Origin of the sequence: Sandaracinus amylolyticus, from assembly GCF_021631985.1 — a bacterium.
Taxonomy (GTDB): domain Bacteria; phylum Myxococcota_A; class Polyangia; order Polyangiales; family Sandaracinaceae; genus Sandaracinus; species Sandaracinus amylolyticus_A.
Genome location: NZ_CP070225.1, coordinates 5473533 through 5498960, shown reverse-complemented (window position 1 = coordinate 5498960; position 25428 = coordinate 5473533). Strand labels below are relative to the sequence as shown.

Genomic DNA, 25428 nt, shown 5'->3' with positions numbered 1-25428 from the left:
CGGGGCTCCAGGGAAGGATTGGGCGGCCCCCGCCGCATCCGTCACGTTCGCCCCATCAGCCGTTCGGCGAGGTCACCAAGCGGCCGTCGGCCATCGCGATCGCGCGATTCACCCGAGGATCGTCGGCGAGGCGCGGGTCGTGGGTCGCGCAGACGATCGCGCGTCCTTCGTCGCGCAGGGACGCGAGCAGCGCGACGACCTCGGTCGCGTTCGCGGCGTCGAGGTGTGCGGTGGGCTCGTCGAGCAGGAGCACGCGCGGATCGCGCACCAGCGCGCGCACGATGGCGCCGCGCTGGCGCTCGCCGCCCGAGAGCTTGCTCGCGCGCGCCTCGGCCTTGCTCGCGAGGCCGAAGCGCTCGAGCAGCGAGGTCGCGCGCGCGCGCTCGTCGCGCGTCGCGCCCCCGGTCGGGACGAGCGGCAGGAGCACGTTCTCGTCGAGCGTCATGTCGGGGACGAGCGCGAGCTCCTGGAACACGAACCCGATCTTGGTGCGGCGCAGCTCGGTGCGGTGGCGATCGCGCAGGTGCACGATCGACGCGCCGTCGACGCGCACGTCGCCGCTGGTCGGCGCGATCATCCCGCCGAGCAGGCCGAGCAGCGTGGTCTTCCCCGAGCCGCTCGGGCCGCGCAGCGCGATCAGCGAGCCGGCGTCGATCGCGATCGAGACACGATCGACCGCGAGGTGGCGTCGCTCCCCGTCGAGGTAGCGCTTGGTGACCTCGACCGTCTCGAGCAGCGCGCTCATCGGCCGGGCTCCGTGAGGACCTGGTAGACCGCGTAGCAGACCACGAGGAGGACGCACCACAGGACCACCGTGCGCAGGGTGCGCCCTCGCGTGCTCTGGGTGCGCGCCGCGACGCTCGCGTCGTGCGCCTTCGCGGAACTCGGCAGCTTCTCGCGCACCAGCGCGACCAGGGGATCCCAGTCCTCCGCCGGGAAGAAGCGCCGGGGGAGCAGCACGCAGTTCGCGCCGTCCTTCGGGGTGCGCAGCCACAGCACGAGGCCGAGATCGCTGGGCGAGTAGCGCTCGATCTCGAACCAGTCGAAGACGAGCATCGCGCCGTGTCGCCCCGAGCTCTGCACGGTCAGGTCGTCGAGCTCCACGCGGAACGTCGGTCGCGGCTCACGGCGCAGCACCGAGCCCAGCGCGCGCCAGAACCCGCTGCGCCATCCGAGCCAGAGCGGAACGAGCGTGCCCACCGCGAGCGGTGCGAGCACCGCGGTCATGCCGGGACGCGTGGCCAAGACCGCGCCGAGCGCGATGCACGCCGCGGGCAGCACCCCGAGGAGCACGACGAGCGGCTTTCCGCCGAGCACGTCGATCGTCTCGAGCGCGCCCTCACCGACGTACCTCCGGCTCACGGCCCACCTCGCAGCAGGCGATCGGGATCGAGCATCGCCGCGCGCCACGCCGGCACCACGCTCACCGCGACGAAGGGCACGACCACCGCGCTCACGATCGCGAGCACCTGCGCGAGATCGACCGCGGGAGCGAGCGCGAGCTCCGCGTGCAGCACGCTCCACCCGAAGAGCGCGTCCGCGATCCCCGGCGCGCCGAGCCAGAACGCGTGCACGTAGCCGATCGCCACGCCCGCGACCGAGCCCACCAGCGCGACCAGCCCCGACTCCCACATCCGTGCCGTGAGCACATCGTTGGTGCTCCAACCAGTTGCCTTGAGCACACCGATCTCGCGGCGCTCCGCTTCGCCGAGCCCGGTGAGGCGATCCCACGCGAGCAGGAGTAGCGCGAGCAGCGCCGGCACCAGCATCGCGCCGACGAGCCCGGCGCGCGCGTCGAAGGTGAGCTCGTAGGTGCGCTCGAGCAGCTGTCGATCGATCACCCGCGCGCCGCTCACCGCCTGCGCGATCTCGGCGGTGACGACCGCGGCCTCTTCGTCGCGCGCGAGATCGAGCGCGAGATCGGTCGCCATGCCCTCGGGCACCCCGAGGAGCGAGCGCGCGCGGGCGTCGGTCGCGATCACGAGATCGCTGCCGAGCGCCGCGGTGCGGGCGTCGAGCACGCCCGAGATCGTCAGCACGACCGGCGTCGCGCCCTCGCTCGCGGTGAGCGCGATCTGATCGCCGGCGCGCGCACCGAGCAGTCGCGCGATGCCCGAGCCCACCACGATCTCGTCGTCGCGCTCGGGCCAGCGTCCCGCGACGATTTCCGCGTCGTCGTGGGCGCCCCTTCCGATCACCACGACGTTGCCCTCGATCGGCGCGACGAAGAGGTAGCCCCACACCCGCGGTCGCACGCTGCGCACGCCGGGCAGATCGAGCGCCTCGATCGTCGCGGCCTCGCGCTCCGCGATCAGCGCGGGACGCCCCGCGACGAGACGCTGCACCGTGAGATCGGGAAGTCCGTCGGCGAGCGCGCGGTACTCGGCCCGCAGCGCCTCGGCGAGGAACGACGTCGAGCCGAAGAGCGCGACCACGGCGGCGAGACCGATCGCGATCGCCGCGTTCCGCCCGGCGCGCCGGCGCAGCGCGCCGAGCGCGTGATCGAGGAGCGCGAGCTGGCGCTTCATCGCCGCTCGATCCTGCCGGTCGCGCCCGCGCCCAGCACCGCGCGCGGCGGCGCGATCCACGCGCCCGCGGGATCGACGTCGAGCGCGCCCGGCGCGTCGGAGAGCGCCGCCGCGGGCTCGACCTGCGAGGGATGACGCAGCCATCGCGCGCCGCTCGAGAGCGCGAGATCGGGCAGCCCGATCGTCCTCGCGAGCTCGACGCGCATCGCACGCGCGTGCGCCCCGTCGCCGCGCCGCCGCGCCGCATCGAGCACCACTCCCGCGATCATCAGCGCGAGCACGACCAGCGCAGCCGCGAGCACGCGCAGGCGCATCATCGCGACATGAACGACATGAAGATCTGGGTGAGGACCGCGTCCGCGACGAGGATGCTGATCGCGACCACGACGACCGACGTCGTCGTGCTGCGCCCGACGCCCTCGGTGCCGCCGCGCGTGGTCATCCCGAAATGACAGCCGAGCACCGCGATCAGGAACCCGAAGAACGGCGTCTTGCCGATGCCGGACAGGAAGTCCTCGACCCAGATCGAGTCGAGCGCGGTGGTCACGAAGAACGGGATCGCGATCCCGAACGTCAGGTTGCACACCAGCGCCGCGCTGCCGATGCCCAGCACCAGCGCGAACACGGTGAGCATCGGCATCATCAGGATGCCCGCGAGCATGCGCGGCACCACGAGCTTCTTGACCGGGTCGGCGCCGAGCGCGCGGATCGCGTCGATCTGCTCGGTGACCGCCATCGACCCGAGCTCGGCCGCGATGCCCGCGCCGATGCGGCTGCCCACGACGAGCGCGGTGAGCGAGGGCGCGAGCTCGCGCGCCTCGGAGAGACCGACGATGCGTCCGACGCTGTCGCGCGCGCCGAAGCGCTCGAGCGAGAACGCGAACTGGATCGCCATGACGATGCCGACGAAGATCGCGGTCGCCGCGGCGATGCCGAACGACTTCACGCCCATCTGCTCGAGCTGGTAGAGGAACGAGCGCGCCTCGAAGCGCGTCGTGAACAGCGAGCGGAACGCGCGCAGCGTCATCTGGGTGATGCCGCCCACGTGGTTCATCGCGCGGATCAGTCGCGCGCCCTGCGCCTCGATCGCGCGGACCGCGAGCGACTTCTCCGCGGGCTGCGGCTGCGCGCTCACTGCACCTCCGTCGTGAACCCCGAGACGAAGTGCTCGAACGCGGGCTGCGCGCCGCTGAACGGCGTGCCCGGCGGCGTGATCAGCGCGAAGTCGTAGACGCAGTCGTCCTTCTTGAGGACCACGAAGAGCAGCTCGCGCGGGACTCCGTCGAGCGTCGCGACCGCGTGGGTGCGCAGCGCCTCGCGCGCGTCCATCGACACGAACTCCTGCTCGACGATCTCGCGCTCGCGGAACCCGATCAGCAGGTGGTTCGTGAGCGCGGTGAGCGGCACGTCGCGCGAGGGATCACAGGTCGCGTTCAGCTGCACGATCGCGCCGAGCGACTCGTTGTGCCACGCGAGATCGTTCTGCCCCGCGACCGAGAGCCGTGACCAGCCCGGTCCGAGATCGCCGATCCGATAGTGAGCTTCTGCGTCGCGGAACACGCCGCTCTGCAATGTGGGTCCGCCGCACGCGGTGACCAGCGCCGTGAGCACGACGCAGCGGAGCAGGGCGGAGATGGCCCGACCGGGGGCTGGCACGGCCGCGGTATAGGTGCGGATCTCCACGGGTGCAACGACGTTCAGCCGATCCCGGCCTCGTCCATGCGGCGCATCCCCTCGAGCAGGAGCGCCTCCGTGCTCTCGTTGATCACGCGAGCCGTGGGCTTGAATGCGGGGTCGAGCGAGAACTCGCCCTCTTTGAGCGCGAGCATCGCGTAGATCGCCTCCTGCCGCGCGCTCTGTCCGAAGCGCGCGTCGGCGATCGCGCCCTCGAGGAAGTGGATCTCGCCCATCGTGCCGCCCGCCGAGACGTGCAGGAGCCCGGTCTTGCGTCCGTTCCCGAGCGCCTGGATCACGTCGGGCAGCGAGATGTCGCGCAGGTTCCCCGCGAGCCCTCCGCCGCGACGGCGCACGCCTGCCTCGATCAGCTGCGCGGTCTTGGCGACCACCAGCTCTGCCGACGCGGGCTTCACCAGGAAGTCCGCCGCGCCGAGCTCGAACCCGCGCGCGACCGACTCGCGATCCGCCTTGCGCGTGAGGAACACGAACGGGATCTCCGCCGCGCTCGGCTCCGCACGCAGGGCGCCGAGGAGCGCGAAGCCGTCCTCGCCGCCGAGCTCGAGCTCCGACACGATCAGCTGGAAGCGCTCCTTCGTGATCGCCGCGGTCGCCTCGGCGCGATCGCGCACCACCACGACGCCGTGGCCCGCCTCGGCGAGGCGCAGCTCGAGCATCGTGGTCTCCTCGCGCTCGGGATCGACGATCAGCACGCGCGTGCGCGCGCCGTTCTTTCCGCTCGTCTCGTCGCCCACCACGACCTGCCGCAGCGCGCCGACGAGCCCGGGATCGAAGAGCTGCGATCCGAGCTGCCGCAGCACGTCGAGCGCCTCGCGCGGCGAGAGCGTCCGGCGATACGGGTTCTTCGGGTTCACCGTGAGATCGCAGTAGGTCTCGACCAGCGACACGATGCGCGCGCCGATCGGGATGGCGTTGCCCGCCTGGCGATCGGGGAAGCCCTGTCCGTCGTAGCGCTCGTAGAGGTGCGTGAGCGCGTCGATCGTCGCAGGCGGCAGGCGCGCCGACTCGAACATGCGCAGCGGGCTGAGGTGGCTGCGCTGCGCCTGCAGGCGATGCCCGTCGAAGCGCGAGACGTTGAGCGCGGTGAGGTGATAGCTGCTCGCCTTGCCCACGTCGTGCAGGTACCCGGCGAGCACGATCGCGTGGCGGTCGGCGCCGCTGATGGAGAGACGATCCGCGAGCTGCCCGCAGAGGCGCGCGACCTGCGACGAGTGACCGCGCAGCTCGGCGCGCGATCCGTCGAGCACCGTCACCAGCACGTTCACGGTCTCGAGGTACGCGGCCCAGTCGGGCGCGACCTCGAAGCGTGGCATCTCGATCTTCAGCTCGGGCGGCGTCGGCGGTGCTGCGCGGGCCGGCGCGGCGGGACGGGCGGGTGCTGGCGGCGCGGGCGCGAAGCCGATCGCGGGCGTGCGATCGTCGAGCTCGAGATCGAGCGAGATCCCGCCGCGCGGCGTGGGATCGAGCGAGATCGAGGGCCCACCGCCGCTGCCGCGCTCGAACGCGTCGAGCCCGAGCGCGTAGCTCGCGGGCGCGCCCTGCACCTGCGCGAACGCGTGGGGATCGCCGCCGTAGAAGCGACGCAGCGCCGCGCGCACCGTCGCCGGTCGCGCGGCGAACACGCGCACCTCGCGCGCGCCGGTCGCGACCGCGAGCTGCTTGCCGACGTCCTCCTCGAGCTCGTAGGTCACGACCGAGAGCACCTGCGCGCGGCGGTCGTAGAGGATCGGCACGCACTGCAGCCGCTCCGCGAGCCGTCGCGGGACGAGGTCGAGCGTCGCGCGATCGATCTCCGCCTTCGAGAGCCGCTCGGTCGAGACGAAGCGCGTCTTGTAGAGCGACGCGACGAACTTGAGCAGGTCGGCCTCGCTCATCGCGCCGGACTCGAGGATCGACTCCTCGATGCGCTCTCCGGTGCGCTTGGCCTGGTGGTAGAAGCTCTCGTACTGCGGCGCGGTGATGCGTCCGTCGTCGCGCAGCCGGTCGAGGATGCGTACGCCGCCGGGGCTTCCCTTGCTCGCGGAGGTCGTCACGTGCGCCGCCGATGATAGCGGGTTCCGTGGTCGCGATCGCCGCTCACGTCGTCACCGACCTCTCCCACGCGCGCAGGAGGAAGAACGCCACCAGCGCCGCGGCCGCGAGCAACATCGCGATGCTGACCCGCAGCGCACGACGCGACGCCGACGGGAGCTCGCCCGCGCGCGGCGCGCGCAGCCGCGGCCCGACGAACGCCGCGAGCCCGATCGAGCCCGCCGCGGCGCCCACGATCGACGCGAGCACCGTCGCCTCGTCCGCCGAGTCGCCCCAGGTGCGCACCAGCGTCGCGCGCGCGCCGATCGCGGGCGCGACCACCGCCGCGAGCAGCGCGCCCGCCGTCACTCCGCCGACGATCGCGCGCCGCAGCCAGCGCCGCAGCGGCGGCTCGCTCGCAGGCTGCACCGTCGCGAGCCCCTGCGCGCTCGAGGTCCGCAGCACCACCGGTCGCCCGCACGCCTCGGCGCTCACCGCCCCGAACGCGAGCAGCGAGATCGACGCGACCAAGAGCCCGAGCGGCCCCCACGCATCGCGATCCGCGAGGTCGGCACGCGACGCGATCGCGCTCGCGAGCGTGATCGGGAACGCGAAGAGCAACGTCGCGATCGCGAGCCCACGCTGCGTGACCGGCGACAAACGCGGCACGGGCGACCCCAGCGCGCGCGTGCCGATCGCGAGCGGCAGCAGCGGCACCAGCACGATCACCGCGTCGATCGCGCGCGCGCCGCCGTGCAGCACCGGCAGCAGCAGCGCGATCGCCCAGAGGTTCGCTCCGAGCGCCGCGGCACGCAGCGCTTCGGTCGTGCCCGCGGCGCGGAACGAGCGCGGAGTCGCGGCGGCGGCCTTCATCGCGCGCGCAGCGTAGCGCGGCACGTCCCCGTGCGTCGCGTGTCGACGTGGAGCAACTCGCGACCCCGTCCGACTCCGTCTGTACCGTGGGTGCAGGGGAATCGATCAACACACGTGATCACGATGTACGGGTTCCGGTATGCTCGCGCGCGTGAAGTCGTGCCCCCAGTGCGCAGCTCCGGGCGAGGAAGCGGACCGCTTCTGCTCGGCTTGTGGGCACAATCTCGAGCGCGACGATCCCAGCTCTCCCGGCGATCCGATGGTCGGCCGCACCATCGCGGGCGGCTATCTGATCCAGGAGCTGATCGGCGTCGGCGGCATGGGGCGCGTCTACAAGGGCGTCCAGAACATGCTCGGACGCACCGTCGCGGTGAAGGTGATCCATCCGCACCTGCTCGGCGACGAGCAGACGGTCGCGCGCTTCTACAACGAGGCGCGCGCGGCGAGCCGCCTGAACCACCCCGAGAGCGTCGGCATCATCGACTTCGGTCGCACCGACGACGGGATCCTCTACCTCGTGATGGAGTACCTCGCGGGCAAGGATCTCGCGACGGTGCTCGCGGAGGAGGGCCCGCTCCCGTTCAAGCGCATCTGCCGCATCCTGCGCAAGGTCCTCGCCGCGCTCGGCGAAGCGCACGCGCTCGGCGTGGTGCACCGCGATCTCAAGCCCGAGAACATCATCGTCCAGAAGGGCCGCAAGGGCGACGAGGTCGTGAAGGTCGTCGACTTCGGTCTCGCGACGATCGTCGGCCCCGGCTCGTCGTCGATCACGTCGCCGGGGCTGGTGTGCGGCACGCCCGACTACATGAGCCCGGAGCAGGGCCGCGGGGACGAGCTCGACGGGCGCAGCGATCTCTACTCGATGGGCGTCCTGCTCTTCGAGATGCTCACCGATCGACTGCCGTACACCGACGACACGCCGACCAAGGTCGTGCTGCGGCACATCCACGATCCGGTGCCCGATCCGCGCGTGATCGCGCCGCAGCGCCGCATCCCGGATCAGCTCGCCGAGCTCACGATCCGATCGCTCGCGAAGGCACCGGGCAAGCGCTTCCAGAGCGCCGACGAGATGGACGACGCGGTCCGTCGCGCCGAGGAGTCGCTCGAGACGCGCCACGTCAGCATGATCGAGTGCCCGACGTGCGGGCACATGAACCCGATGACGGTGCGCTTCTGCGGGGAGTGCGGCACGCGCCTCACCGGCATCGTCACGATCCCGCCGTCGGCGCGTCCCGATCGCGCCGGCACCCAGGCCCCGCCGCAGCCCGCGCCGGCTCGCGGCTCGGTGCAGCCCGCGGCGACGCGGCGTCCGCTCGTCGGTCGTGATGCCGAGCTCGCGCAGCTCGCGAACCTGCGCACGCTCGTCACCGAGCGCCCGGTGTGGATGCGCGTGCTCGGCGAGCCGGGCGTCGGCAAGACGCGGCTGCTCTCGGAGCTCGCGCTGCTCGCGTCGGGCTCGGGCGATCAGGTCGTGATGTCGGGCCCGCATCCGAGCGGCGCGCCCGCGCCGTACTTCGCGGTGCGCACGCTGATCGCGGGGCTGCTCGACGTCGACGAGAGCCGCCTGCCCGAGCTCGCGACCGGCGGGCTGATCTCGGATCCGCTCGCGCGCGCCGGCATCGCGGAGATCGTCGAGTCGAAGGGCCTGCCCGGGCTGCCCGGCGTGCCGCGCGCGGGCGCGGTCGCGGCGGCGCTCGCGGCGGCGGTGCGCGTCGCGGCGAGCCGTGCGCGCTCGGGCATCGTCGTCCTCGTGATCGACGATCTCACGCGCTGCGACACGCTGAGCCGCCTCGCGCTGACGCGCCTCGTCGATCTCGTGGCGCCCACGCCGACGCTGATCGTCACGAGCGGCGCGGCGATCCGCGAGCCCAGCCCGCACCCGCAGGCGATGAGCCTCGTGCTGCGCGGCCTCGACAACGAAGAGGCGCAGGACTTCCTCAACGGCACCGTGTCCGCGCCGCGCCCGGTCTCGCGCGAGCGCTCGACCGAGCCCACGCAGCGCCTGCTGCTGCCGCTCTACCTCGAGCAGGTGCGCGCGCTGGGGAAGGACGGCCACGACGAGACGCTCCCGCCGCGCCTCGCCGACGCGGTGATGGCGCGCCTCGAGCGACTCGATCTCCCGTCGCGCCGCTTGCTCCAGGCGGTCTCGGTGCTCGGCGACTCGTGCCCGATCGAGTGGCTGCGCGAGGTCGCGCAGGCCGGTGACCTCGCGGCGATCGAGACGCTCACGCGGCTCGGTCTGCTCTTCACGATCTCCGATCGTGTCGAGGTCGTGCACCCCTTCGTGCGCGATCTCGTGGAGGCATCGATCCCCGCCGAGGCCCGCAAGGAGCTGCACGCGCGTGCGCTGCAGGTCGCGGCGGGCAACGGCGCGGTCCTCGAGGTGCGCGCCGAGCACGCGTTCAAGGCGGGCGAGCCGATGAGCGCGCTCCTGCTCCTCGAGCGCATGGGCGACGCCGCGATGCTCCGTGGCGACGCGATGGCCGCGACGCTCGCGTTCCGGCGCGGCCTCGATCTCGCGCGCCGCGAGCTCCTGCTCTCCGGCGACCTCTCGCTCGATCGCGCGCTCGTCACCTTCAGCCGCAAGCTGGGCGAGGCGCTCGAGGCGCACGGCGATCTCGCGGGCGCCGACGGCGTGCTGCGCGAGGCGCTCGAGCTCGCGGGGCCGCGCAACAAGGAGCGCGCGCGCATGTTGCTCGTGCTCGGCCGCGTCGCGATCAAGCGCGAGCGGCGGCGCGATGCCCAGCGCCTGCTCGGTCAGGCGATCGAGAGCGCGACCGCGAACGACGATCCGCGCTGCGAGGCCGAGGTGCAGCTCAACCTCGCGCGCCTGCGCCGCGAGGAGGGCGACGCGGTCGCCGCGGCGAACACGTTCCGCAAGGCGTGCGAGCTGCTCGCGACGGACAAGAGCGCGGATCGCGAGAGCGCGCTCGCGAGCTCGCAGCTCGAGTACGCGGAGACGCTCGTCGAGATCGGCGATGCCGACCTCGCGTCCCAGCACCTCGACTCGGCGCTGCGTCATGCGCGCGCGTCGGGCGCGACCGCGGTCGCCGCGCGCGCGACCGGCGTGCTGGGCACGCTGCGCGAACTCGCCGGCGAGCTGGCCCAGGCGGCGTCGCTCTACCGCGACGCGGCGGGGCTCGCTCAGGAAGCCGGGGACGCCGAGGCTGCCGCCCGCTGGAACGCGGCCGCCGACGCGGCGTGAGCCCTTGCCTGAGTCTGCCGGAGTGCTCGTCCTGCACGTCCCGGACGGGAGCGCGCGAAGCGCGCGTACGGTGGAGACCGGCGGCCGAGCCGATCTTCTCCGAGCGCCGCGAGATCGATGGCGGTGAGAGCATCGGCGCAGCGTGGCGTCGATCGGCTCGCGTCTCCGCCGCGCCTACACGGAACGTGAGGCGTCTCACGTCCGAGTAAGCCGATTGACGACCCTATGAACACGCGCGTTCGCGCCCTGACACTCATTGGCGCGACTGGCCGGAACTTGCGCAGAACCGGTCGCCCATGTCCGGGCCTGTCGCTTGCACAGGGGGCGCGCCGCTCGAGGGCCCTACGATGATCCGACGACCCTTCTTCCTCGCCGCCCCATTCCTCCTCGCGCTCGCCCTCGCGGCCTGTGCGAATCCCTCTCCCGACGTCGCCGAGGAGGCGATCGTCAACGGCACGCTCGGCGGCGACCCTGCGGTCGTGTGGGTCTACAGCCGCGACAGCGGCGGCCTCTGCACCGGCACGCTGATCGAGCCGCGCGTCGTGCTCACCGCGAAGCACTGCGTGCAGGAGGCCGGCGCCTCCGGTCCCTCGAGCGCGAGCGCGATGGTCGCCGGCATCGGCGACCGCGCCGGCAGCGGCCGCACGCTGCGCGTCCAGTCGGTCTACACGACGCCCGGCTCGTATCGCGACGACGGTCGCCTCAGCGGCCTCGTCGGCCAGGACGTCGCGGTGCTCGTCCTCGTCAGCGGCGTGACGGACGTCGAGCCGATCCCGGTGCGTCGCACGCCGCCCGACGATCTCCGCGGCCAGACCGTGACCGCGATCGGCTTCGGGCAGATCCCCTCGGGCAGCTCGGGCACCAAGTACACGGCGACCGGCGACGTCACCTACGTCGCCGACGACGTGATCTACGTCGGCTCGCTCATCTGCCAGGGCGACTCCGGCGGCCCGATGGTCACCGAGGATCGCGAGGTCGCCGCGGTCGTGTCCTTCGGCAACGGCAGCTGCGGCAGCGGCCAGGGCGGCTACAACGCGATCTACAACTTCCTCGATCTCATCGACATGGCGATCGAGGAGGGCGGCGGCTGCGTCAACGACGGCGCCGAGGTCTGCGACGGCCGCGACAACGACTGCAACGGCGCCGTCGACGAGGGCTGCACGCCGATCGGCGGCAACTGCGCGAGCGACGACATCTGCGTCGGCAACACCTGCCGCGACACGATCGCGGGCCGCATCTGCACCGAGGCCTGCGACGCGCGTCGCCCCGACTTCGGCTGCGGCGAGGGCTTCTACTGCGCGCGCGACGCCGCGACCTCGTGCGGCGGCTACTGCGTCCCGCGCACCGGTGACGCGTCGCTCGCGAACGATCGCCCGTGCGAGCGCGACGACCAGTGCGCGTCGTTCTTCTGCACCGATCCCGGCGACGGCATCCGCCGCTGCCTCACGCCCTGCCAGGGCGACGCCGGCATGTGCCTCGCGGGCGAGGCGTGCGTGGCCGGCCCCGGCGCGTGCGGCGCGTGCGTCGACGCGGATCTCGTCGGCGGCCTCCGCGCCGGCCTCGGCGAGCCGTGCGGCGACGCCGCGGACTGCGCGTCGGGCAGCTGCATCGAGGACGGCGACGCGCGCTACTGCAGCCGCGCGTGCGACGGCGAGACCGGATGCCCGGGCGGCTATCACTGCCGCGACGCGATGTGTGTGCGCGGCACGCTCGGCGGCATCGGCGAGACCTGCGTCAACAACGCCGACTGCGGCAGCGGCACGTTCTGCGCGGTGCAGGGCGATCGCGCGTGGTGCACCAGCATCTGCGGCAGCGAGGAACAGTGCCCCGACGGCTTCGCGTGCGTCGCGGCCGGCGGCGTGATGGTCTGTGCGCCCGAGGTCGGGCTCGTCGGCGACGCGTGCGTCGCCGGGACCGACTGCTTCTCCGGGGTCTGCGGCGACGACGGCGTGTGCACCCGCGAGTGCGGCGTCGACGCGCCGTGCGGCCCGGGCTTCGAGTGCCGCCGCGGCGCCGACGGGATGAGCGCCGCGTGCATCGCGCCGCGTGCCGAGACGAGCGGCGGTGGCTGCGCGGTCGGCAGCGGCGCGCGCCGTCCCGGCGCCACGACGATGCTCGTGCTCGTGGCGATCGGCTCGATCGTGATCGCGCGGCGCCGTCGTCGCGGGTGATGATTTTTCGCTTAGGGGCTCTGCTTGCTGATTCGCGGACTGAGCGCCGCGAAGTGAGGGCGTGATGGGGATGACGACGTCGAAGGGGCTGGTCGCGATGCTCGCCGCGGCGGCGCTGCTCGGTGCGTGCGCGCCGATCGCGCCCGAGGCCGAGGTGATCACCGAGGAGATCGTCGACGGGACCGCGGAGACCGGCTTCCCCTCGGTGATGCTCCTCTACAACCAGAGCGGCGGCATGTGCACCGCGTCGCTCATCACGCCGCGCGTCATGCTCACCGCGCGTCACTGCGTGATGCGCGCCGACGGCAACACCCAGGCGTCGGCCTCGGCGATCAGCTTCTACGTCGGCAGCTCGCAGCGCTCGATCACCGCGCAGTACCGCGCGCGCGCCATCTATCTGATCCCCGGCAGCACCAGCAACATCGGTGACGGCCGCGCCATGGACCTCGCGCTCGTCGAGCTCGCGACGCCCGCGCGCGAGACCCCGATGGAGATCGCGATGGGCCCGGCGAGCGCGCTCAACGGCCAGCAGATCACGGCGATCGGCTACGGCCAGACGCCCTCGGGCCAGACCGGCACGAAGTACCGCACGAGCGCCGCGGTCACCGGCCTCCAGCAGGGCCTCATCTTCGTCGAGCCAGCGGTCTGCCAGGGCGACTCGGGCGGTCCGGTGATCGGCCCCGACGGGCTCGTCTACGGCGTCGCGAGCTTCATCTTCAGCCCCGACGGCCGCACCGAGCCGCAGTGCGGCACCGCGCCCGGCGCGTACAACGAGCTCTACCGCCACATGGAGTGGGTCGAGGGCGTGCTCGAGATGGTCGGCGACGCGTGCTTCCCCGACGAGGGCGGCGAGATCTGCGACGGCGCGGACAACGACTGCGACGGCGAGGCGGACGAGGGCTGCATGCCCTTCGGCAGCGCGTGCACCGACAGCGCGACCTGCATCGGCGGCCTCTGCGCGACGACGCAGGCCGGTCAGATCTGCACCCAGGAGTGCGATCCGATGCGCCCCGACGTGGGCTGCCCGCCCGGCTCCTTCTGCGGCTCGACGGGCTGCGCGGGCCACTGCGTGCCGGGCGCTCCGGGCGGCGCGCCGATCGGCGCGTCGTGCGCGGCGGACACCGACTGCGCGTCGCTCTTCTGCGCCGATCCCGGCGACGGAATGCAGCGCTGCCTCGCGCCGTGCCGACTCGATGCGGGGCGCTGCCTCGCGGGTGAGATCTGCGTGCCGCTCGGCGACGCGTGCGGCGGATGCGTCGATCAGGAGATCGTCGGCGGGCTCGGCCACGGCCTCGGCGAGCCGTGCGGTCAGGACTCCGACTGCCGCAGCGGCTCGTGCGGCGAGCGCGGCGGCGTGCTCGAGTGCACCGCGCCGTGCGGCGAGGGCGGCAGCTGCCCCGACGGCTTCGTGTGCCGCGACAACGAGTGCATGCGCGACCGAGGCGGCGGCGTCGGCAGCAACTGCCTCGACAACTCGGACTGCCCCGGCGGCATCTGCGCGATCCTCGGCGATCGCCAGTGGTGCACCGTGGTGTGCGACGGCGGCGTGGCGTGCCCCGCGGGCTTCGGCTGCGCGGCGGCGGGCGGCGTGAACGTGTGCGCGCCGATGGGCGGCCTCGTCGGCGAGGAGTGCGGCACCAACGCGGAGTGCTCGAGCGGCCTGTGCGCGCGGCTCGGCGGCGGCGGCGTGTGCACCGAGCCGTGCGACGCGGACAACGTGTGCGGCGTCGGCTTCGAGTGCCGCCGGACGGCGGACGGCGCGGCGTCGGTGTGCACGGCGGTGGGATCGAACGCCGGCGGATGCACGGTGTCGGTCGGGTCGCGGTCGTCTGGAGCGTGGCTCGTCGTGATGGCGCTCGGGCTCGTGCTGGCGATCGGACGACGCCGCGCGCGGTGAGGCTTCGGTGAGGGGTCTCGTGCTCCGACAGTCCTCGGAGCGGCGTCCTGCGGCTCGTGAGGTGACTGGATAGGTGGAGTCTCGAGGGCGGTGCGCTACGCGCGACCGCCCTCGAGCATTCGGGGCTCTCACGGAGACTGGTCGGCTCCTGCGGAAGTGCGCGCGAGACCCCTCCCCGCGCCCCGGCTGGTAAGGCGTCGGCCACGCGGGGAGGGAAGGCCGCGGTCGGTTTCTTGGCTGGGAAGAGCGGGTGACGACGCGAGCACGCGTCGCGTGCTCGCGTCGTCACCCGCGGACCGGCTCGCCTTCGGCATCGCGGCCGAATCGATCGGCTCGCCCTTCGGGCATCGCGCCGAACGAGCGGTGTCGAGTGCGGTGCGGCGCCGGATCTCGGAGCTCGGCGTCGAGGGGCTCGCACTCGGTCTCGGTCTCGGTCGTCTACACTCGCGCATCATGGAGCGACGTCGTTTCCTGCGAGGCTCGATCGTCGGCGCCGCGACGTTGGCGCTCCCTTCCGCGGCGCTCGCGCAACGCCGCGGCACTGCCGCGTGCCCACCGGCGCGCGCCGAGTGGTCGGCCGAGGGCACGCCCACCGGGGCCCAGGTCGCCGATGCCTCCGCGCTCACCGAGGACGAGCGCACCCATGCGCCGGTGCTCACGCTGCCCGAGCGCGTGCGCGCCGGGCGTCCCTTCGACCTCGTCGTGCAGGCCGGCGTGCGCCCCCACGAGATGAGCGTCGATCACCGCATCGAGTGGATCGAGGTGCGCCTCGACGATCGCATCGTGTGGGTCGCCGATCTCTCGCCCGACGTCGCGTACCCGATCCTCCGCGTCCCCCTCGTGCTCCGCGAGCCCTCGCAGCTCGTCGCGCGCGCCCGCTGCAACCAGCACGGCGTGTGGATGACCCGCCGCGCGATCCAGGTGAGCTGAGGCGCGCGCCCCGACGCCTACGATCTCGACCCCGCCGCGACCGCCCCCGCGCTCGACGATCCCCACGTCGGCGAGGTGCTGCTCCCCGAGATGCGCGTCGTGATGGCGAGCCTGCGGCCCATGGCGCGCGCGTGCGCGGAGCGCGACCTCGGCATCGCGCTCACGCGCACCTGATCGCGACGAGGGCGCGCACGACACGCGCCCCGTCGTGCGCGTCACTCGCTCGGCGTCGGCTCGCTCGGCTTCCTCGCCTCGCGCGCGAACGCCTCGCTCAGGTGCTCGAACGCGCCCGCGAGCTCCGGTGCGGTGCGCATCTGCGCCTTCGCCACGCCGTAGAGCGCGAGGGTCGTGCTCCACACCTCGTGCTCGGCGGCGAGCCGCGCGTCCATCAGCGCGCGGAGCTGATCCTCCACCTTCTCCTCGAACGCTCGCTGCTTCTCGGCGGCTTTCTTCGCCTTCCGCAGCATCGATGCGAGCTGCGCCGGGCTGCGGTTCGCGAGCTTCAGCACCGAGCGGTTGTCGCTCCATGCGTCGATCGTGTCGCTCACGAGCGCTTCGTAGCCCGCCGGCGGCTTCAGCAGGCTGCGACGCTGGTCGGTCGAGAGCGGGTTCACAACGCGCTTGGTCGTTGTCTTCTTCGTCGCCTTCTTCTTCGCGCTCTTCTTGGTCGTCTTCTTCCGTTTGGTGGCCATCTCGGACCTCCTTTCGCGCGAACATTCGCGACGCGGGCCTCCATGTCGAGCCCATCGCTCGCGCACGCATCTCGAAACGCGCCGAGAATCACGCGTTTCACCGCGGTTTTTGCCTCGTTTTCGAATTGGGGTGGATCCACCCCAACCGATGCGTCCTCAGGACCCATCGCATGCGTCCTCGGGACCCATCGCATGCGTCCTCGGGACCCATCGCATGCGTCCTCGCGACCCATCGCATGCCTCCTCGCGAGCCATCGCATGCGTCCGCGCAGCCGGCGCGCCCCCGCCCGGTCACCGAGCGGCCCCTCGCCCCCGCCCAGCTCCCGCTCCCGAGCGCGCCCCCGCCCCCGCCCCCGACCCCGTCTAGACCAGGATCTTCCCGCGCCGCAGGTCCGGGCTCTTCGAGTACGCCGTCATGTCGAGCGCGTCGCGCTCGCCGCGCGCCAGCCGCAGCCATCCCGCGTACGCGATCATCGCCGCGTTGTCGGTGCAGCTCGCGATCGGCGGCACGAACACCTTCACGCCGACGCTGGTCGCGAGCTCGGTCGTGCGCGCCCGCAGCCCCGCGTTCGCCGCGACACCGCCCGCCAGCACGAGCCGGGGGATGCCGCGCTGCTTGCACGCCGCGACGCTCTTGCGCGCGAGCACCTCGACCACCGCGTGCTGGAACGCCGCGCACACGTCGGCGAGGTCGCGCTCGTCCTTCGGCGCGCCGTGCTTCTCCACGTGCCGCGCGATCGCGGTCTTGAGCCCCGAGAACGAGAAGTCGAGGCGCTTGGTGCTCGGCATCGGCAGCGGCAGCTCGACCTTCGATCGATCGCCCAGCTTCGCGAGCCGATCGATCATCGGCCCGCCGGGATAGCCGAGCCCGAGCAGCTTCGCGGCCTTGTCGAACGCCTCGCCCGCCGCGTCGTCGCGCGTCTGTCCGATCAGCTCGACGTCGTCGTGGGCGCGCACCTCGTAGATCGCGGTGTGCCCGCCGCTCGCGAGCAGCGCGACGAAGGGCATCTCGGGCGTCTCGATCGTCGTCTCGCCGCGCTGCAGGTACACCGCGAGCAAGTGCGCGACGAGGTGATCGACGTAGACGAGCGGCAGCCCGCGCGACCACGCCATCGCCTTGCCCGCGCTCATGCCGACGAGCAGCGCGCCGAGCAGTCCGGGCCCGCGCGTGACCGCGATGCCGTCGATCGCGTCGAGCCCACCGGGGACTGCCTCGAGCGCCTTCGCGATCACCGGCGCGACGTTCGCGAGGTGCGCGCGCGACGCCAGCTCCGGCACCACGCCGCCGTAGGGCGCGTGCACCGCGACCTGGCTCGCGACCACGTCGGCGATCACGCGACCGCCGTCCTCCACGATCGCCGCCGCGGTCTCGTCGCACGACGACTCGATGCCGAGAACTCTCATCGATCGACTCGCCTCATCCGGAAGAGCCCGAAGTGATCGCCGCTCGCTTCGTCGCCTGCGCCCGCGATGATGCGCACCTCGACGCCGCCGTCGTCGAGCAGCGAGACGAACGCCATCGCGTCGCGCCCCGCGAGCGGGCCGGACTCGGGGCGCACGACGTAGAGGTAGTTGCGCACGCGGCCGCCGCCCGGGAAGTCGTACTCGGAGAGCAGGTCGTGCTGCAGCGGCGCGATCGAGCGCAGCGGCGTCGCGTCGAACACGCGCTCACCGCTCGTGGGATCGGGGCTCGAGGTGATCGTGCCGGGCTGCGGAACGTCGGGCGTGGTGGGGTCGAACTCGAGCTCGAGCGACGTGCCCGGCGCGAAGCCGCGCCGCAGGAACGACTCGCCCTCGTCGCCCACGACGTCGCCGCGATAGAGGCTGTTGCCGTCGGTGCGGAAGCGCGAGAGGTCGTCGCACGCGGAGAGCGCGAGGACACACAGCATCGGAGCGAGGGCGCGCAACGAGGGGAGGTATAGCGCGCCCTCGCGCCGCGGGGTGGGCCCGTGCGACGCTCGCCGGCCTCATGCTCGTCACGATCACCACGACGCACGTTCCGGCGACCGACCTCGGGTACCTGCTGCACAAACATCCGGAGCGCGTGACCTCGGTCGATCTCTCGTTCGGGGTCGCGCACGTGCTCTATCCCGACGCGAGCGAGTCACGCTGCACCGCAGCGCTCTTGCTCGACATCGACCCGATCGGGCTGGTGCGTGATCGCGAGGGCGAGCCGCTCGCGGCGTACGTGAGCGATCGGCCCTACGTCGCGTCGTCGTTCGTGTCGGTCGCGATCTCGCGCGCGTTCGGGACGGCGCTCGGCGGGCGCAGCAAGGAGCGGCCGCAGCTCGCGGAGCAGGCGATCGCGCTCGAGGCGACGGTCTCGGTGATCGCGGCGCGCGGTGGCGAGTCGTTGGCGCGGCGCCTCTTCGAGCCGCTCGGGTGGCACGTGGAGATCGAGCGCATCGCGCTCGACGAGATGCACCCCGAGTGGGGCGAGGGGCGCGCGCTGCGCCTCGCGCTGCGGGGCACGCAGACGGTCGCGTCGCTGCTCGCGCACCTCTACGTGCTGCTGCCGGTGCTCGACGACGACAAGCACTACTGGGTCGACGCTGCGGAGATCGAGAAGCTGCTGCGGCACGGCGAGGGATGGCTCGAGGCGCATCCCGAGCGCGAGCTGGTGACGCGTCGTTATCTGCGCCATCAGCGCTCGCTGGTGCGCGCGGCGCTCGAGCGGCTCGAGCCGCTGCTCGACGAGGAGAGCGAGGCGCGCGCGGCGGCGGGCGAGGACGCGCTCGAGCGGCCGCTCTCGCTCGATGCGCGGCGTCGGGCGTTCGTGCGCGAGACGCTGCGCGAGGCGGGTGCGCGCACGGTCGCGGACCTCGGGTGCGGCGAGGGCAAGCTCGTCGCGGAGCTCGCGAAGGAGCGCTTCGAGCGCGTGCTCGGCGTCGACGTGAACGCGCGCGCGCTGGAGATCGCGGGCGAGCGGGTGGCGAAGCTGCCGGAGCACGCGCGGCGCCGCGTGGAGCTCGTGACGGGCTCGCTGGTGTATCGCGACGCGCGGCTCGTCGGGCTCGACGCGGCCACGTGCATCGAGGTGATCGAGCACCTCGAGCCGGAGCGGCTCGACGCGTTCGAGCGCGCGCTCTTCGTCGCGGCGCGGCCCGGGCTCGTGGTGGTGACGACGCCGAATCGCGAGCACAACGCGCTCTTCCCGAGCCTCGCGCACGGCGCGTTCCGCCACTCCGATCACCGCTTCGAGTGGACGCGCGCCGAGCTGGAAGGCTGGGCGCGCGGGGTCGCGGAGCGACGCGGCTACGACGTGCGCTTCGCGCCGATCGGCGACGAGCATCCGGAGCACGGCGCGCCGACCCAGGCCGCGATCTTCACGCGGAAGGACGGTGCAGCGTGACGCGTCGCATCGAGATCCCCGAGCTGTCTCTGGTGCTCCTCGTGGGCGCGTCGAGCTCGGGCAAGAGCACGTTCGCACGCCGTCACTTCCTCGAGAGCGAGGTGCTCTCGTCGGATCGTTTCCGCGCGTGGATCGCCGACGACGAGAACGATCAGAGCGCGACGCCCGACGCGTTCGACGCGCTCCGCTACATCGCGGACAAGCGCCTCGCGCGCGGGCGCATCGTCGTGATCGACGCGACGAACGTGCAGCCCGAGGCGCGCCGCGATCTGATCGCGCTGGCGCGCTCGAGGGACGTGCTGCCGATCGCGATCGTGCTCGACGTGCCGCAGGAGGTCTGTCTCGAGCGCAACGCGGTGCGCACCGACAGGCGGCTGCCCGAGGGCGCGATCCGCCGGCAGGTGCGCGATCTGCGGAGCTCGCTGCGCTCGCTGCAGCGCGAGGGCGTGCGTCAGGTGCACGTGCTCGAGGGCGCGGCGATCGACGACGCGATCGTGGTGCGACAGCCGCTGTGGAGCGATCGGCGCGACGAGCGCGGGCCCTTCGACGTGATCGGCGACGTGCACGGGTGCCGCGAGGAGCTCGAGGGACTGCTCGCGACGCTCGGATGGCAGCGCGACGAGCGCGCGGCGTTCGTGCATCCGCAGGGGCGCAAGGCGGTGTTCCTCGGGGACCTCGTCGATCGCGGGCCCGACTCGCCGGGGTGCATCGAGATCGCGATGCGCATGGTCGAGGCCGGCGTCGCGCTCTGCGTGCCCGGCAACCACGAGGCGCGCCTCCTGCGCAAGCTGCGCGGCAAGGACGTGAAGCTCACGCACGGGCTCGCCGAGACGATGCAGCAGCTCGAGGTCCGCGAGCCCGAGCTGCGTGATCGCATCGCGACGTTCGTCGACGATCTGGTGTCGCACCTCGTGCTCGACGGCGGGAAGCTGGTGGTCGCGCACGCCGGGATGAAGGAGGCCTATCAAGGTCGCGCGTCGGGGCGGGTGCGCGAGTTCGCGCTCTATGGCGAGACGACCGGTGAGATCGATGTGTACGGGCTGCCGGTGCGCGCCGACTGGGCGGCGGAGTACCGCGGTCGCGCGACGGTGGTGTACGGGCACACGCCGGTGCCGAGCGCGGAGTGGGTGAACCAGACGATCTGCATCGACACCGGGTGCGTGTTCGGCGGCGCGCTGACCGCGCTGCGGTGGCCGGAGCGCGAGCTGGTGTCGGTGCCCGCGCAGCGCGCGTACGCCGAGTCGATCAAGCCGCTGGTGAAGGCGAGCGAGTCGCGCAGCGCACAGCACGAAGCGGACGATCTGCTCGACGTGTCGGACTTCCTGTCGCGCCTGCGGGTCGACACGCGGCTCGCCGCGACGGTGATCGTGCCCGAGGCGCATGCGCGTGCGGCGCTCGAGGTGGTGAGCCGCTTCGCCGCGGATCCGCGCTGGCTCGTGCACCTGCCGCCGACGATGTCGCCCTCGGCGACGTCGTCGCGCGAGGCGCTGCTCGAGCACCCCGAGGAAGCGCTCGCTTACTACCGCGAGAACGGGGTCGCGCGCGCGATCTGCGAAGAGAAGCACATGGGCTCGCGCATCGTGCTCGTGCTGGCGCGCGACGCGCGTGCGGCGCGGGCGCGCTTCGGCGTGAGCGGCGACGAGCGCGGGGTGTGCCTCACCCGGACGGGGCGGCGCTTCTTCGGGAGCGATCGCGCGCTCGAGGCGGCGCTGATCGATCGTGTCGATGCGGCGCTCGCGACGAGCGGGGTGTGGGACGAGCTCGCGAGCGACTGGATCGTGCTCGACGCGGAGCTGATGCCGTGGTCGGCGAAGGCGCAGCAGCTCCTGCGCGAGCAGTACGCGCTGGTGGGCTCGGTGGGCCGCGCGTCGCTCGCCGATGCGGACGCGATGCTCGAGCGCGCGATGGCGCGGGGGCTCGACGCTGCAGCCCAGGGACAACTCGGCGCGCTCGCGGAGCGGACGACGTCGCGGCGTGGGCACCTCGAGAAGTACGTCGCCTCGTACCGGCGCTATTGCTGGCCCGTCGCGTCGATCGACGATCTGCGGCTCGCGCCGTTCCATCTGCTCGCGAGCGAGGGCCGGGTGCACGTCGATCGCGATCACCTCTGGCACATGGGGACGCTCGCGAGGCTCGCCGAGACCGGTGATCCGCTCTTCGTCGCGACGCGCCATCGTGTGGTCGAGCTCGCCGACGAGCGCTCGTGCGCGGAAGCGACGCAGTGGTGGGAGTCGCTGACGAGCGCGGGCGGCGAGGGCATGGTGGTCAAGCCGCTCGACTATCTGGTGCGCGGCCCGAAGGGCTGGCTGCAGCCTGCGATCAAGTGCCGCGGGCCCGAGTACCTGCGGATCATCTACGGGCCGGAGTATCCGCTGCAGATCGATCGGCTGCGCCAGCGCGGGCTCGGTCGGAAGCGGGGCTTGGCGCACAAGGAGCTCGCGCTGGGGATCGAGGCGCTCGAGCGCTTCGTGCGGCGCGAGCCGCTGCGCCGAGTGCACGAGTGCGTGCTCGCGCTGCTCGCGCTCGAGAGCGAGCCGGTCGACCCTCGGCTCTGAGTGTCAGTCCCCACGGAGTGACGCGCTTCTGGACTGCGAATACGAACATTCCAGTCTCTCGCGCTGCGCTCCGTTTGCGGTGCACGAAAACTCCCGATTCCGCGACTGAACACGCGCGCTCGATTTACAAGCGCGCTCGCGAATTCCTAACATCCGGCGCACACGGCAAAGGGGGCTGTCGTGAGGCCGCATCTCATCGTGAAGACACGAGAGCGCGTGCGCTTTCGTTCTTTCCCGTTCTGGAAAGACTTCATCGAAGACAAGAGCGCGGTCGCGACGGCGTTCCACGCCGAATTCGACCGACTGGCGAGCTCGTTCGGCGTGCCGTTCTGGGTGACCCAGGAGCACGCACCCGCCGGCGGTGAGCGCGAGTGGTCGCGCGAGGAGATCGCCGCGGGGCTCGACCGCCTCTATCGGATCATCCTTCGTGTCGAGCGCGGGATTCCCGCCGGGCTCGCCGAGCGTGCGCGGCTGATCACGGACTTCGAGTACGTGCGCGCGATCGACGTCGGAGAGTCCGCGCTGCCGACCCCATCACGCGCGACCGAGGCGTCGGTGCTGACCGACAATTCGCGCGATTTGATCCACACGCGGCAAGCGCATCTGTTCGGCCGCGGCAACCCCGACGTGCGTGTCGCGGTGCTCGACACCGGTGTGTCGCTCGCGCACCCGGAGCTGCGGGAGCGCATCGTCGCGGGCGCGGACTTCGTCGATCTGCGCGGGCTCGACACGCGCGCGTTCATCGGTGATTTCGTCGACGCGGATCCCGCGCCCGAGGACGAGGTGGGCCACGGATCGCACGTCGCGGGCATCGCGGTCGGCGCCGGGCGCCAGATGCCGATCGGCGTCGCGCCGAATTGCAGCCTGCTCGCGGTCCGGGTGCTCGCCGCGCTGAAGGACGGTGATCGCGTCGTGGGCGCGGGGATTCCCGACAACATCAACGCGGGAATCAAGTGGGCAGTCGACCACGGCGCCGACGTGATCAACGTGAGCGCGGGAATCAAGCGCTCCGGCGGCGGACTGCCTCACGAAGAGGTGATCCGATATGCGATCGCGAAAGGCGTCACCGTCGTCGCAGCGAGTGGGAACGACGGCACGGACGAGAAGTATTATCCGGGGTCGCTCCCCGGCGTGATCGCCGTGGGCGCGACCGATCGGAGCGGAAAGGTCGCGTCGTTCACGTCGTTCGGCGCGCCGGTGTGGATGCTCGCGCCGGGCACGGACGTGCTCAGCGCATACGCGCAGGGTCGCTATGCGCACGCCACGGGGACGTCGCAGGCGTCGCCGTTCGTGGCGGGCGCGGTCGCGCTCCTCAAGTCGATCGCGCGTGATCGCGGAGCGCGTCTGTCGGATCGCGACGTGAAGGAAATCCTCGCGGAGACGTGTGATCGACCCGACACGCGGCTCCGCACCGAGCGCACCGGATACGGGTGCCTGAACCTCGTCGATGCGTGTCGATTGCTCGTGCATCGACTGCGCGGCGGGCGGAGCGCGCGCGCAGCGCGGACGCCCTCGACGTTCTCTCTGCCCTGAGCGCCAGCCGAGCCGAGCGGATCTCTCGAACAAGGAACCGGGATCGATGACCACCCTCTTTCCTCAACTCACGCCCGTCATGAGACTCGGTCGCCCGGTGCTCGCCCAGCGCGGCACTTCGGCTCCGCCGCACCCCCACGCCGCGCGGGCGCTGAAGGCGCTGCAGGACCGCCTGAAGCAGGGATTCGCCGAGATCGCCGGGCACGAGGCGGCGACGATGACCGTCGCGCGAGCGCCCGACACCGATCCCGAGACCGAGCGCGAGCGCGCCCGCGACAGGCACCTGCTCGAGCGCATCGTCGAGAGCGACCTCTGGGAGCCCGACTCGAAGGAGCCGTCGCGGCCCGGCCGGTTCTTCGTGAAGAACGGCAAGGAGCTGCCGCCGCCGAGCAACGGACACGCGCTCTCGATCGGGCTGCTCCTCGATCGGCTCGATCACACGTCGGACTTCGTCCAGGTCCAGCAGGGAATCGAGCACGCGTCGACCAGTCTCGACTACACCGCTCGGCAGATCCTCTCGATCCCCGAAGTGCTCGAGTACCTCTTCGCCTACGCCTGGTACGCGAAGAACGTCCGCAGCGCGGACGGCGTGCTCAGCTTCCTCACGCGCCGCTCGGGCGATGGCTGGAAGCCGGTCTACGACTACGTCGTCGAGCGCGCGCTCGATCTGCATCGGATCGAGACCCAGCTCCACATCGGATCGGGCGACCGCAATCGAATCCTCACGAGCCTCCGCGAGACGCCGGTGTCGCTCGCGCGCGACTCGCTCGATGCGGCGTTCGAGCGCCTGGTGGGCCGGCACGTGTTCAGCGACGCGGCCGAGCGCGCGCTCTCGCACGTCGAGAAGAACATCAGCGACGAGCCGATCGCGGACCCCGACCGCAGCGCGATCCTGCAGCTCCTTCGTCAGCTGCCGCCCGAGACGCTCGATAACCGCGCGTACGTCCACACGATCGTCCTCGACGCGCTGCGGAATCGATCGCCGATCGTCGCGACGACGCAGATCGAGCGACCGCTCGTCAACGACGACTACTCGGTCGACTACTACCAGGAGGACTCGACCTCGCTCGAGTTCGATCGCACCAGCGTCGAAGCGGCGGCGCAGCTGTTCTTCGTGATGGTGTGGGGCGACGAGCTCGGCGTGTTCGAGGTGATCGACCGCCTCGCCGCACAGACCTCGATGGATCTCCAGCTCCAGATCCGCCGTCAGGATCTCGCCGAGGATCTCGCGCTCTACGTGCTCGACGGGCAGTTCCGCGATCTCAAGACGGGGCGCATCGCGCGGCGGGTCCCGCGCGCCGAGCGCGAGATGTTCTATCGCCAGCTCTTCGGCGTCGGGAATGCGCAGGTCACCGACGGCATGCGCGTCAATCGCGAGTTCGCGCGGCTCTGGGCGGTGCTGATGACCGAGGTCGCGCGCTACATCTCGAAGGTCGAGGAGAGCCCGAACGCGACCGGCCTCGTGTCGAAGCAGCGCGTGCTCCAGGCGATCGAGGACCTCCAGTACAACCTCTCCGCGCACTGCGTCGGCATGACGAAGGTCGCGGCGCCGGTGATGTATCGAGAGATGGATTTCGTGATCCGCCGCCTGCTGAGCAGCGAGGACATCACGAGCCAGTTCGCAGGCCCGGGATCGCGCTCGTTCCTCAAGGTGATCGAGCGCATTCGTGGCGCGCACGACCTGAGCCCGCTGCGCAACAAGGGGCGCATCGGACATCAGATCCTGTCGACGATCGCCAAGGGGGCGTTCACCGACGAGCAGTCGTTCATGGATCTCGTGTCTGCCGCGGAGGGCTACATCGTCGCGGAGAGTCAGCTCGCGCCCGAGGAGATGCCGCGCGACGCCCCTCCCGCGGGGATGTTCCCCGGCATCGGCGGAATCCCGGGAATGCCGGCGTTCCCCGGAATGCCCGGCGCGATCCCCGGCATGCCCCAGCAGCCCAGTGCCGCGCCCGCTCCGCGCGCGCCCGACGGCTGGAACTTCTGA

General features: G+C 72.1%; 19 protein-coding genes. 8 read left to right on the top strand and 11 right to left on the bottom strand.

Annotation, left to right across the window (positions count from 1 at the left end; translation table 11 throughout):
• Positions 1 to 55: 55 nt before the first annotated feature.
• From I5071_RS23210 to I5071_RS23175, 8 genes are all read right to left on the bottom strand, one after another.
• Positions 56 to 745, bottom strand: a complete 690-nt coding sequence (locus I5071_RS23210; RefSeq protein WP_236514731.1) for an ABC transporter ATP-binding protein — start codon at positions 743 to 745, stop codon at positions 56 to 58.
• Complete coding sequence (locus I5071_RS23205; protein ID WP_236514730.1) at positions 742 to 1362, bottom strand: hypothetical protein; 621 nt, start codon at positions 1360 to 1362, stop codon at positions 742 to 744. The genes I5071_RS23210 and I5071_RS23205 overlap by 4 nt, the downstream gene beginning before the upstream one ends.
• A complete protein-coding gene (locus I5071_RS23200) occupies positions 1359 to 2528 on the bottom strand; it encodes an ABC transporter permease (protein ID WP_236514729.1) in 1170 nt (389 codons plus the stop codon). The genes I5071_RS23205 and I5071_RS23200 overlap by 4 nt, the downstream gene beginning before the upstream one ends.
• Positions 2525 to 2845 carry a hypothetical protein gene (locus I5071_RS23195; protein ID WP_236514726.1) on the bottom strand — a complete coding sequence of 107 codons (321 nt, stop codon included), beginning with the start codon at positions 2843 to 2845 and terminating at the stop codon, positions 2525 to 2527. The genes I5071_RS23200 and I5071_RS23195 overlap by 4 nt, the downstream gene beginning before the upstream one ends.
• Entirely contained in the window at positions 2842 to 3663 is an 822-nt protein-coding gene (locus tag I5071_RS23190) for an MlaE family ABC transporter permease (protein WP_236514725.1), read from the bottom strand. Before I5071_RS23190 ends, I5071_RS23195 begins: the two co-directional genes overlap by 4 nt.
• Entirely contained in the window at positions 3660 to 4139 is a 480-nt protein-coding gene (locus I5071_RS23185; protein ID WP_236514724.1) for a hypothetical protein, read from the bottom strand. The genes I5071_RS23190 and I5071_RS23185 overlap by 4 nt, the downstream gene beginning before the upstream one ends.
• Before the next feature lie 86 nt (positions 4140 to 4225).
• Positions 4226 to 6256 carry a DUF4388 domain-containing protein gene (locus tag I5071_RS23180; RefSeq protein WP_236514723.1) on the bottom strand — a complete coding sequence of 677 codons (2031 nt, stop codon included), beginning with the start codon at positions 6254 to 6256 and terminating at the stop codon, positions 4226 to 4228.
• Positions 6257 to 6299: 43 nt separating this feature from the next.
• Entirely contained in the window at positions 6300 to 7106 is an 807-nt protein-coding gene (locus I5071_RS23175; protein ID WP_236514722.1) for a hypothetical protein, read from the bottom strand.
• 151 nt (positions 7107 to 7257) lie between these two features.
• On the opposite strand from I5071_RS23175, the gene I5071_RS23170 reads away from it, so the two are divergent.
• The 4 genes from I5071_RS23170 (at position 7258) to I5071_RS23155 (ending at position 15309) form a co-directional block, all read left to right on the top strand.
• Complete coding sequence (locus I5071_RS23170) at positions 7258 to 10311, top strand: serine/threonine-protein kinase (protein WP_236514721.1); 3054 nt, start codon at positions 7258 to 7260, stop codon at positions 10309 to 10311.
• Between the two features lie 347 nt (positions 10312 to 10658).
• Positions 10659 to 12482, top strand: coding sequence for a S1 family peptidase (locus I5071_RS23165; protein ID WP_236514719.1), 1824 nt, complete (start codon positions 10659 to 10661; stop codon positions 12480 to 12482).
• 70 nt (positions 12483 to 12552) lie between these two features.
• A complete protein-coding gene (locus tag I5071_RS23160) occupies positions 12553 to 14379 on the top strand; it encodes a S1 family peptidase (RefSeq protein WP_236514717.1) in 1827 nt (608 codons plus the stop codon).
• Between the two features lie 453 nt (positions 14380 to 14832).
• Positions 14833 to 15309 (top strand): desulfoferrodoxin family protein, encoded by a 477-nt coding sequence (locus I5071_RS23155; protein ID WP_236514715.1) that lies wholly within the window; start codon positions 14833 to 14835, stop codon positions 15307 to 15309.
• A 215-nt stretch (positions 15310 to 15524) separates the two neighbouring features.
• Here I5071_RS23155 and I5071_RS23150 read toward each other — a convergent pair whose 3' ends face one another.
• The 3 genes from I5071_RS23150 to I5071_RS23140 all read right to left on the bottom strand — a co-directional run bounded on the left by I5071_RS23150 (position 15525) and on the right by I5071_RS23140 (position 17908).
• Complete coding sequence (locus tag I5071_RS23150) at positions 15525 to 16001, bottom strand: hypothetical protein (RefSeq protein WP_236514713.1); 477 nt, start codon at positions 15999 to 16001, stop codon at positions 15525 to 15527.
• Between the two features lie 363 nt (positions 16002 to 16364).
• Positions 16365 to 17405 (bottom strand): tRNA (adenosine(37)-N6)-threonylcarbamoyltransferase complex transferase subunit TsaD, encoded by a 1041-nt coding sequence (gene tsaD / locus I5071_RS23145; protein ID WP_236514711.1) that lies wholly within the window; start codon positions 17403 to 17405, stop codon positions 16365 to 16367.
• Positions 17402 to 17908 (bottom strand): hypothetical protein, encoded by a 507-nt coding sequence (locus I5071_RS23140; protein ID WP_236514709.1) that lies wholly within the window; start codon positions 17906 to 17908, stop codon positions 17402 to 17404. Before I5071_RS23140 ends, tsaD begins: the two co-directional genes overlap by 4 nt.
• Positions 17909 to 17970: 62 nt before the next feature.
• Between I5071_RS23140 and I5071_RS23135 the strand changes: the two genes are divergently transcribed.
• The 4 genes from I5071_RS23135 (at position 17971) to I5071_RS23120 (ending at position 25428) form a co-directional block, all read left to right on the top strand.
• Complete coding sequence (locus I5071_RS23135) at positions 17971 to 19353, top strand: 3' terminal RNA ribose 2'-O-methyltransferase Hen1 (RefSeq protein WP_236514708.1); 1383 nt, start codon at positions 17971 to 17973, stop codon at positions 19351 to 19353.
• A complete protein-coding gene (locus I5071_RS23130; RefSeq protein ID WP_236514707.1) occupies positions 19350 to 21908 on the top strand; it encodes a polynucleotide kinase-phosphatase in 2559 nt (852 codons plus the stop codon). Before I5071_RS23135 ends, I5071_RS23130 begins: the two co-directional genes overlap by 4 nt.
• Positions 21909 to 22124: 216 nt before the next feature.
• Positions 22125 to 23441 (top strand): S8 family peptidase, encoded by a 1317-nt coding sequence (locus tag I5071_RS23125; RefSeq protein ID WP_236514702.1) that lies wholly within the window; start codon positions 22125 to 22127, stop codon positions 23439 to 23441.
• 79 nt (positions 23442 to 23520) lie between these two features.
• Positions 23521 to 25428, top strand: a complete 1908-nt coding sequence (locus tag I5071_RS23120) for a hypothetical protein (protein WP_236514699.1) — start codon at positions 23521 to 23523, stop codon at positions 25426 to 25428.

Excerpts from the sequence above, each read along its gene's own strand:
- I5071_RS23210 (WP_236514731.1), bottom strand. The coding sequence starts at position 745 with ATGAGCGCGCTGCTCGAGACGGTCGAGGTCACCAAGCGCTACCTCGAC.
- I5071_RS23195 (WP_236514726.1), bottom strand. The coding sequence starts at position 2,845 with ATGATGCGCCTGCGCGTGCTCGCGGCTGCGCTGGTCGTGCTCGCGCTG.
- I5071_RS23150 (WP_236514713.1), bottom strand. The coding sequence starts at position 16,001 with ATGGCCACCAAACGGAAGAAGACGACCAAGAAGAGCGCGAAGAAGAAG.
- I5071_RS23160 (WP_236514717.1), top strand. The coding sequence starts at position 12,553 with ATGACGACGTCGAAGGGGCTGGTCGCGATGCTCGCCGCGGCGGCGCTG.
- I5071_RS23165 (WP_236514719.1), top strand. The coding sequence starts at position 10,659 with ATGATCCGACGACCCTTCTTCCTCGCCGCCCCATTCCTCCTCGCGCTC.
- I5071_RS23200 (WP_236514729.1), bottom strand. The coding sequence starts at position 2,528 with ATGAAGCGCCAGCTCGCGCTCCTCGATCACGCGCTCGGCGCGCTGCGC.
- tsaD (WP_236514711.1), bottom strand. The coding sequence starts at position 17,405 with ATGAGAGTTCTCGGCATCGAGTCGTCGTGCGACGAGACCGCGGCGGCG.
- I5071_RS23135 (WP_236514708.1), top strand. The coding sequence starts at position 17,971 with ATGCTCGTCACGATCACCACGACGCACGTTCCGGCGACCGACCTCGGG.
- I5071_RS23155 (WP_236514715.1), top strand. The coding sequence starts at position 14,833 with ATGGAGCGACGTCGTTTCCTGCGAGGCTCGATCGTCGGCGCCGCGACG.
- I5071_RS23120 (WP_236514699.1), top strand. The coding sequence starts at position 23,521 with ATGAGACTCGGTCGCCCGGTGCTCGCCCAGCGCGGCACTTCGGCTCCG.
- I5071_RS23175 (WP_236514722.1), bottom strand. The coding sequence starts at position 7,106 with ATGAAGGCCGCCGCCGCGACTCCGCGCTCGTTCCGCGCCGCGGGCACG.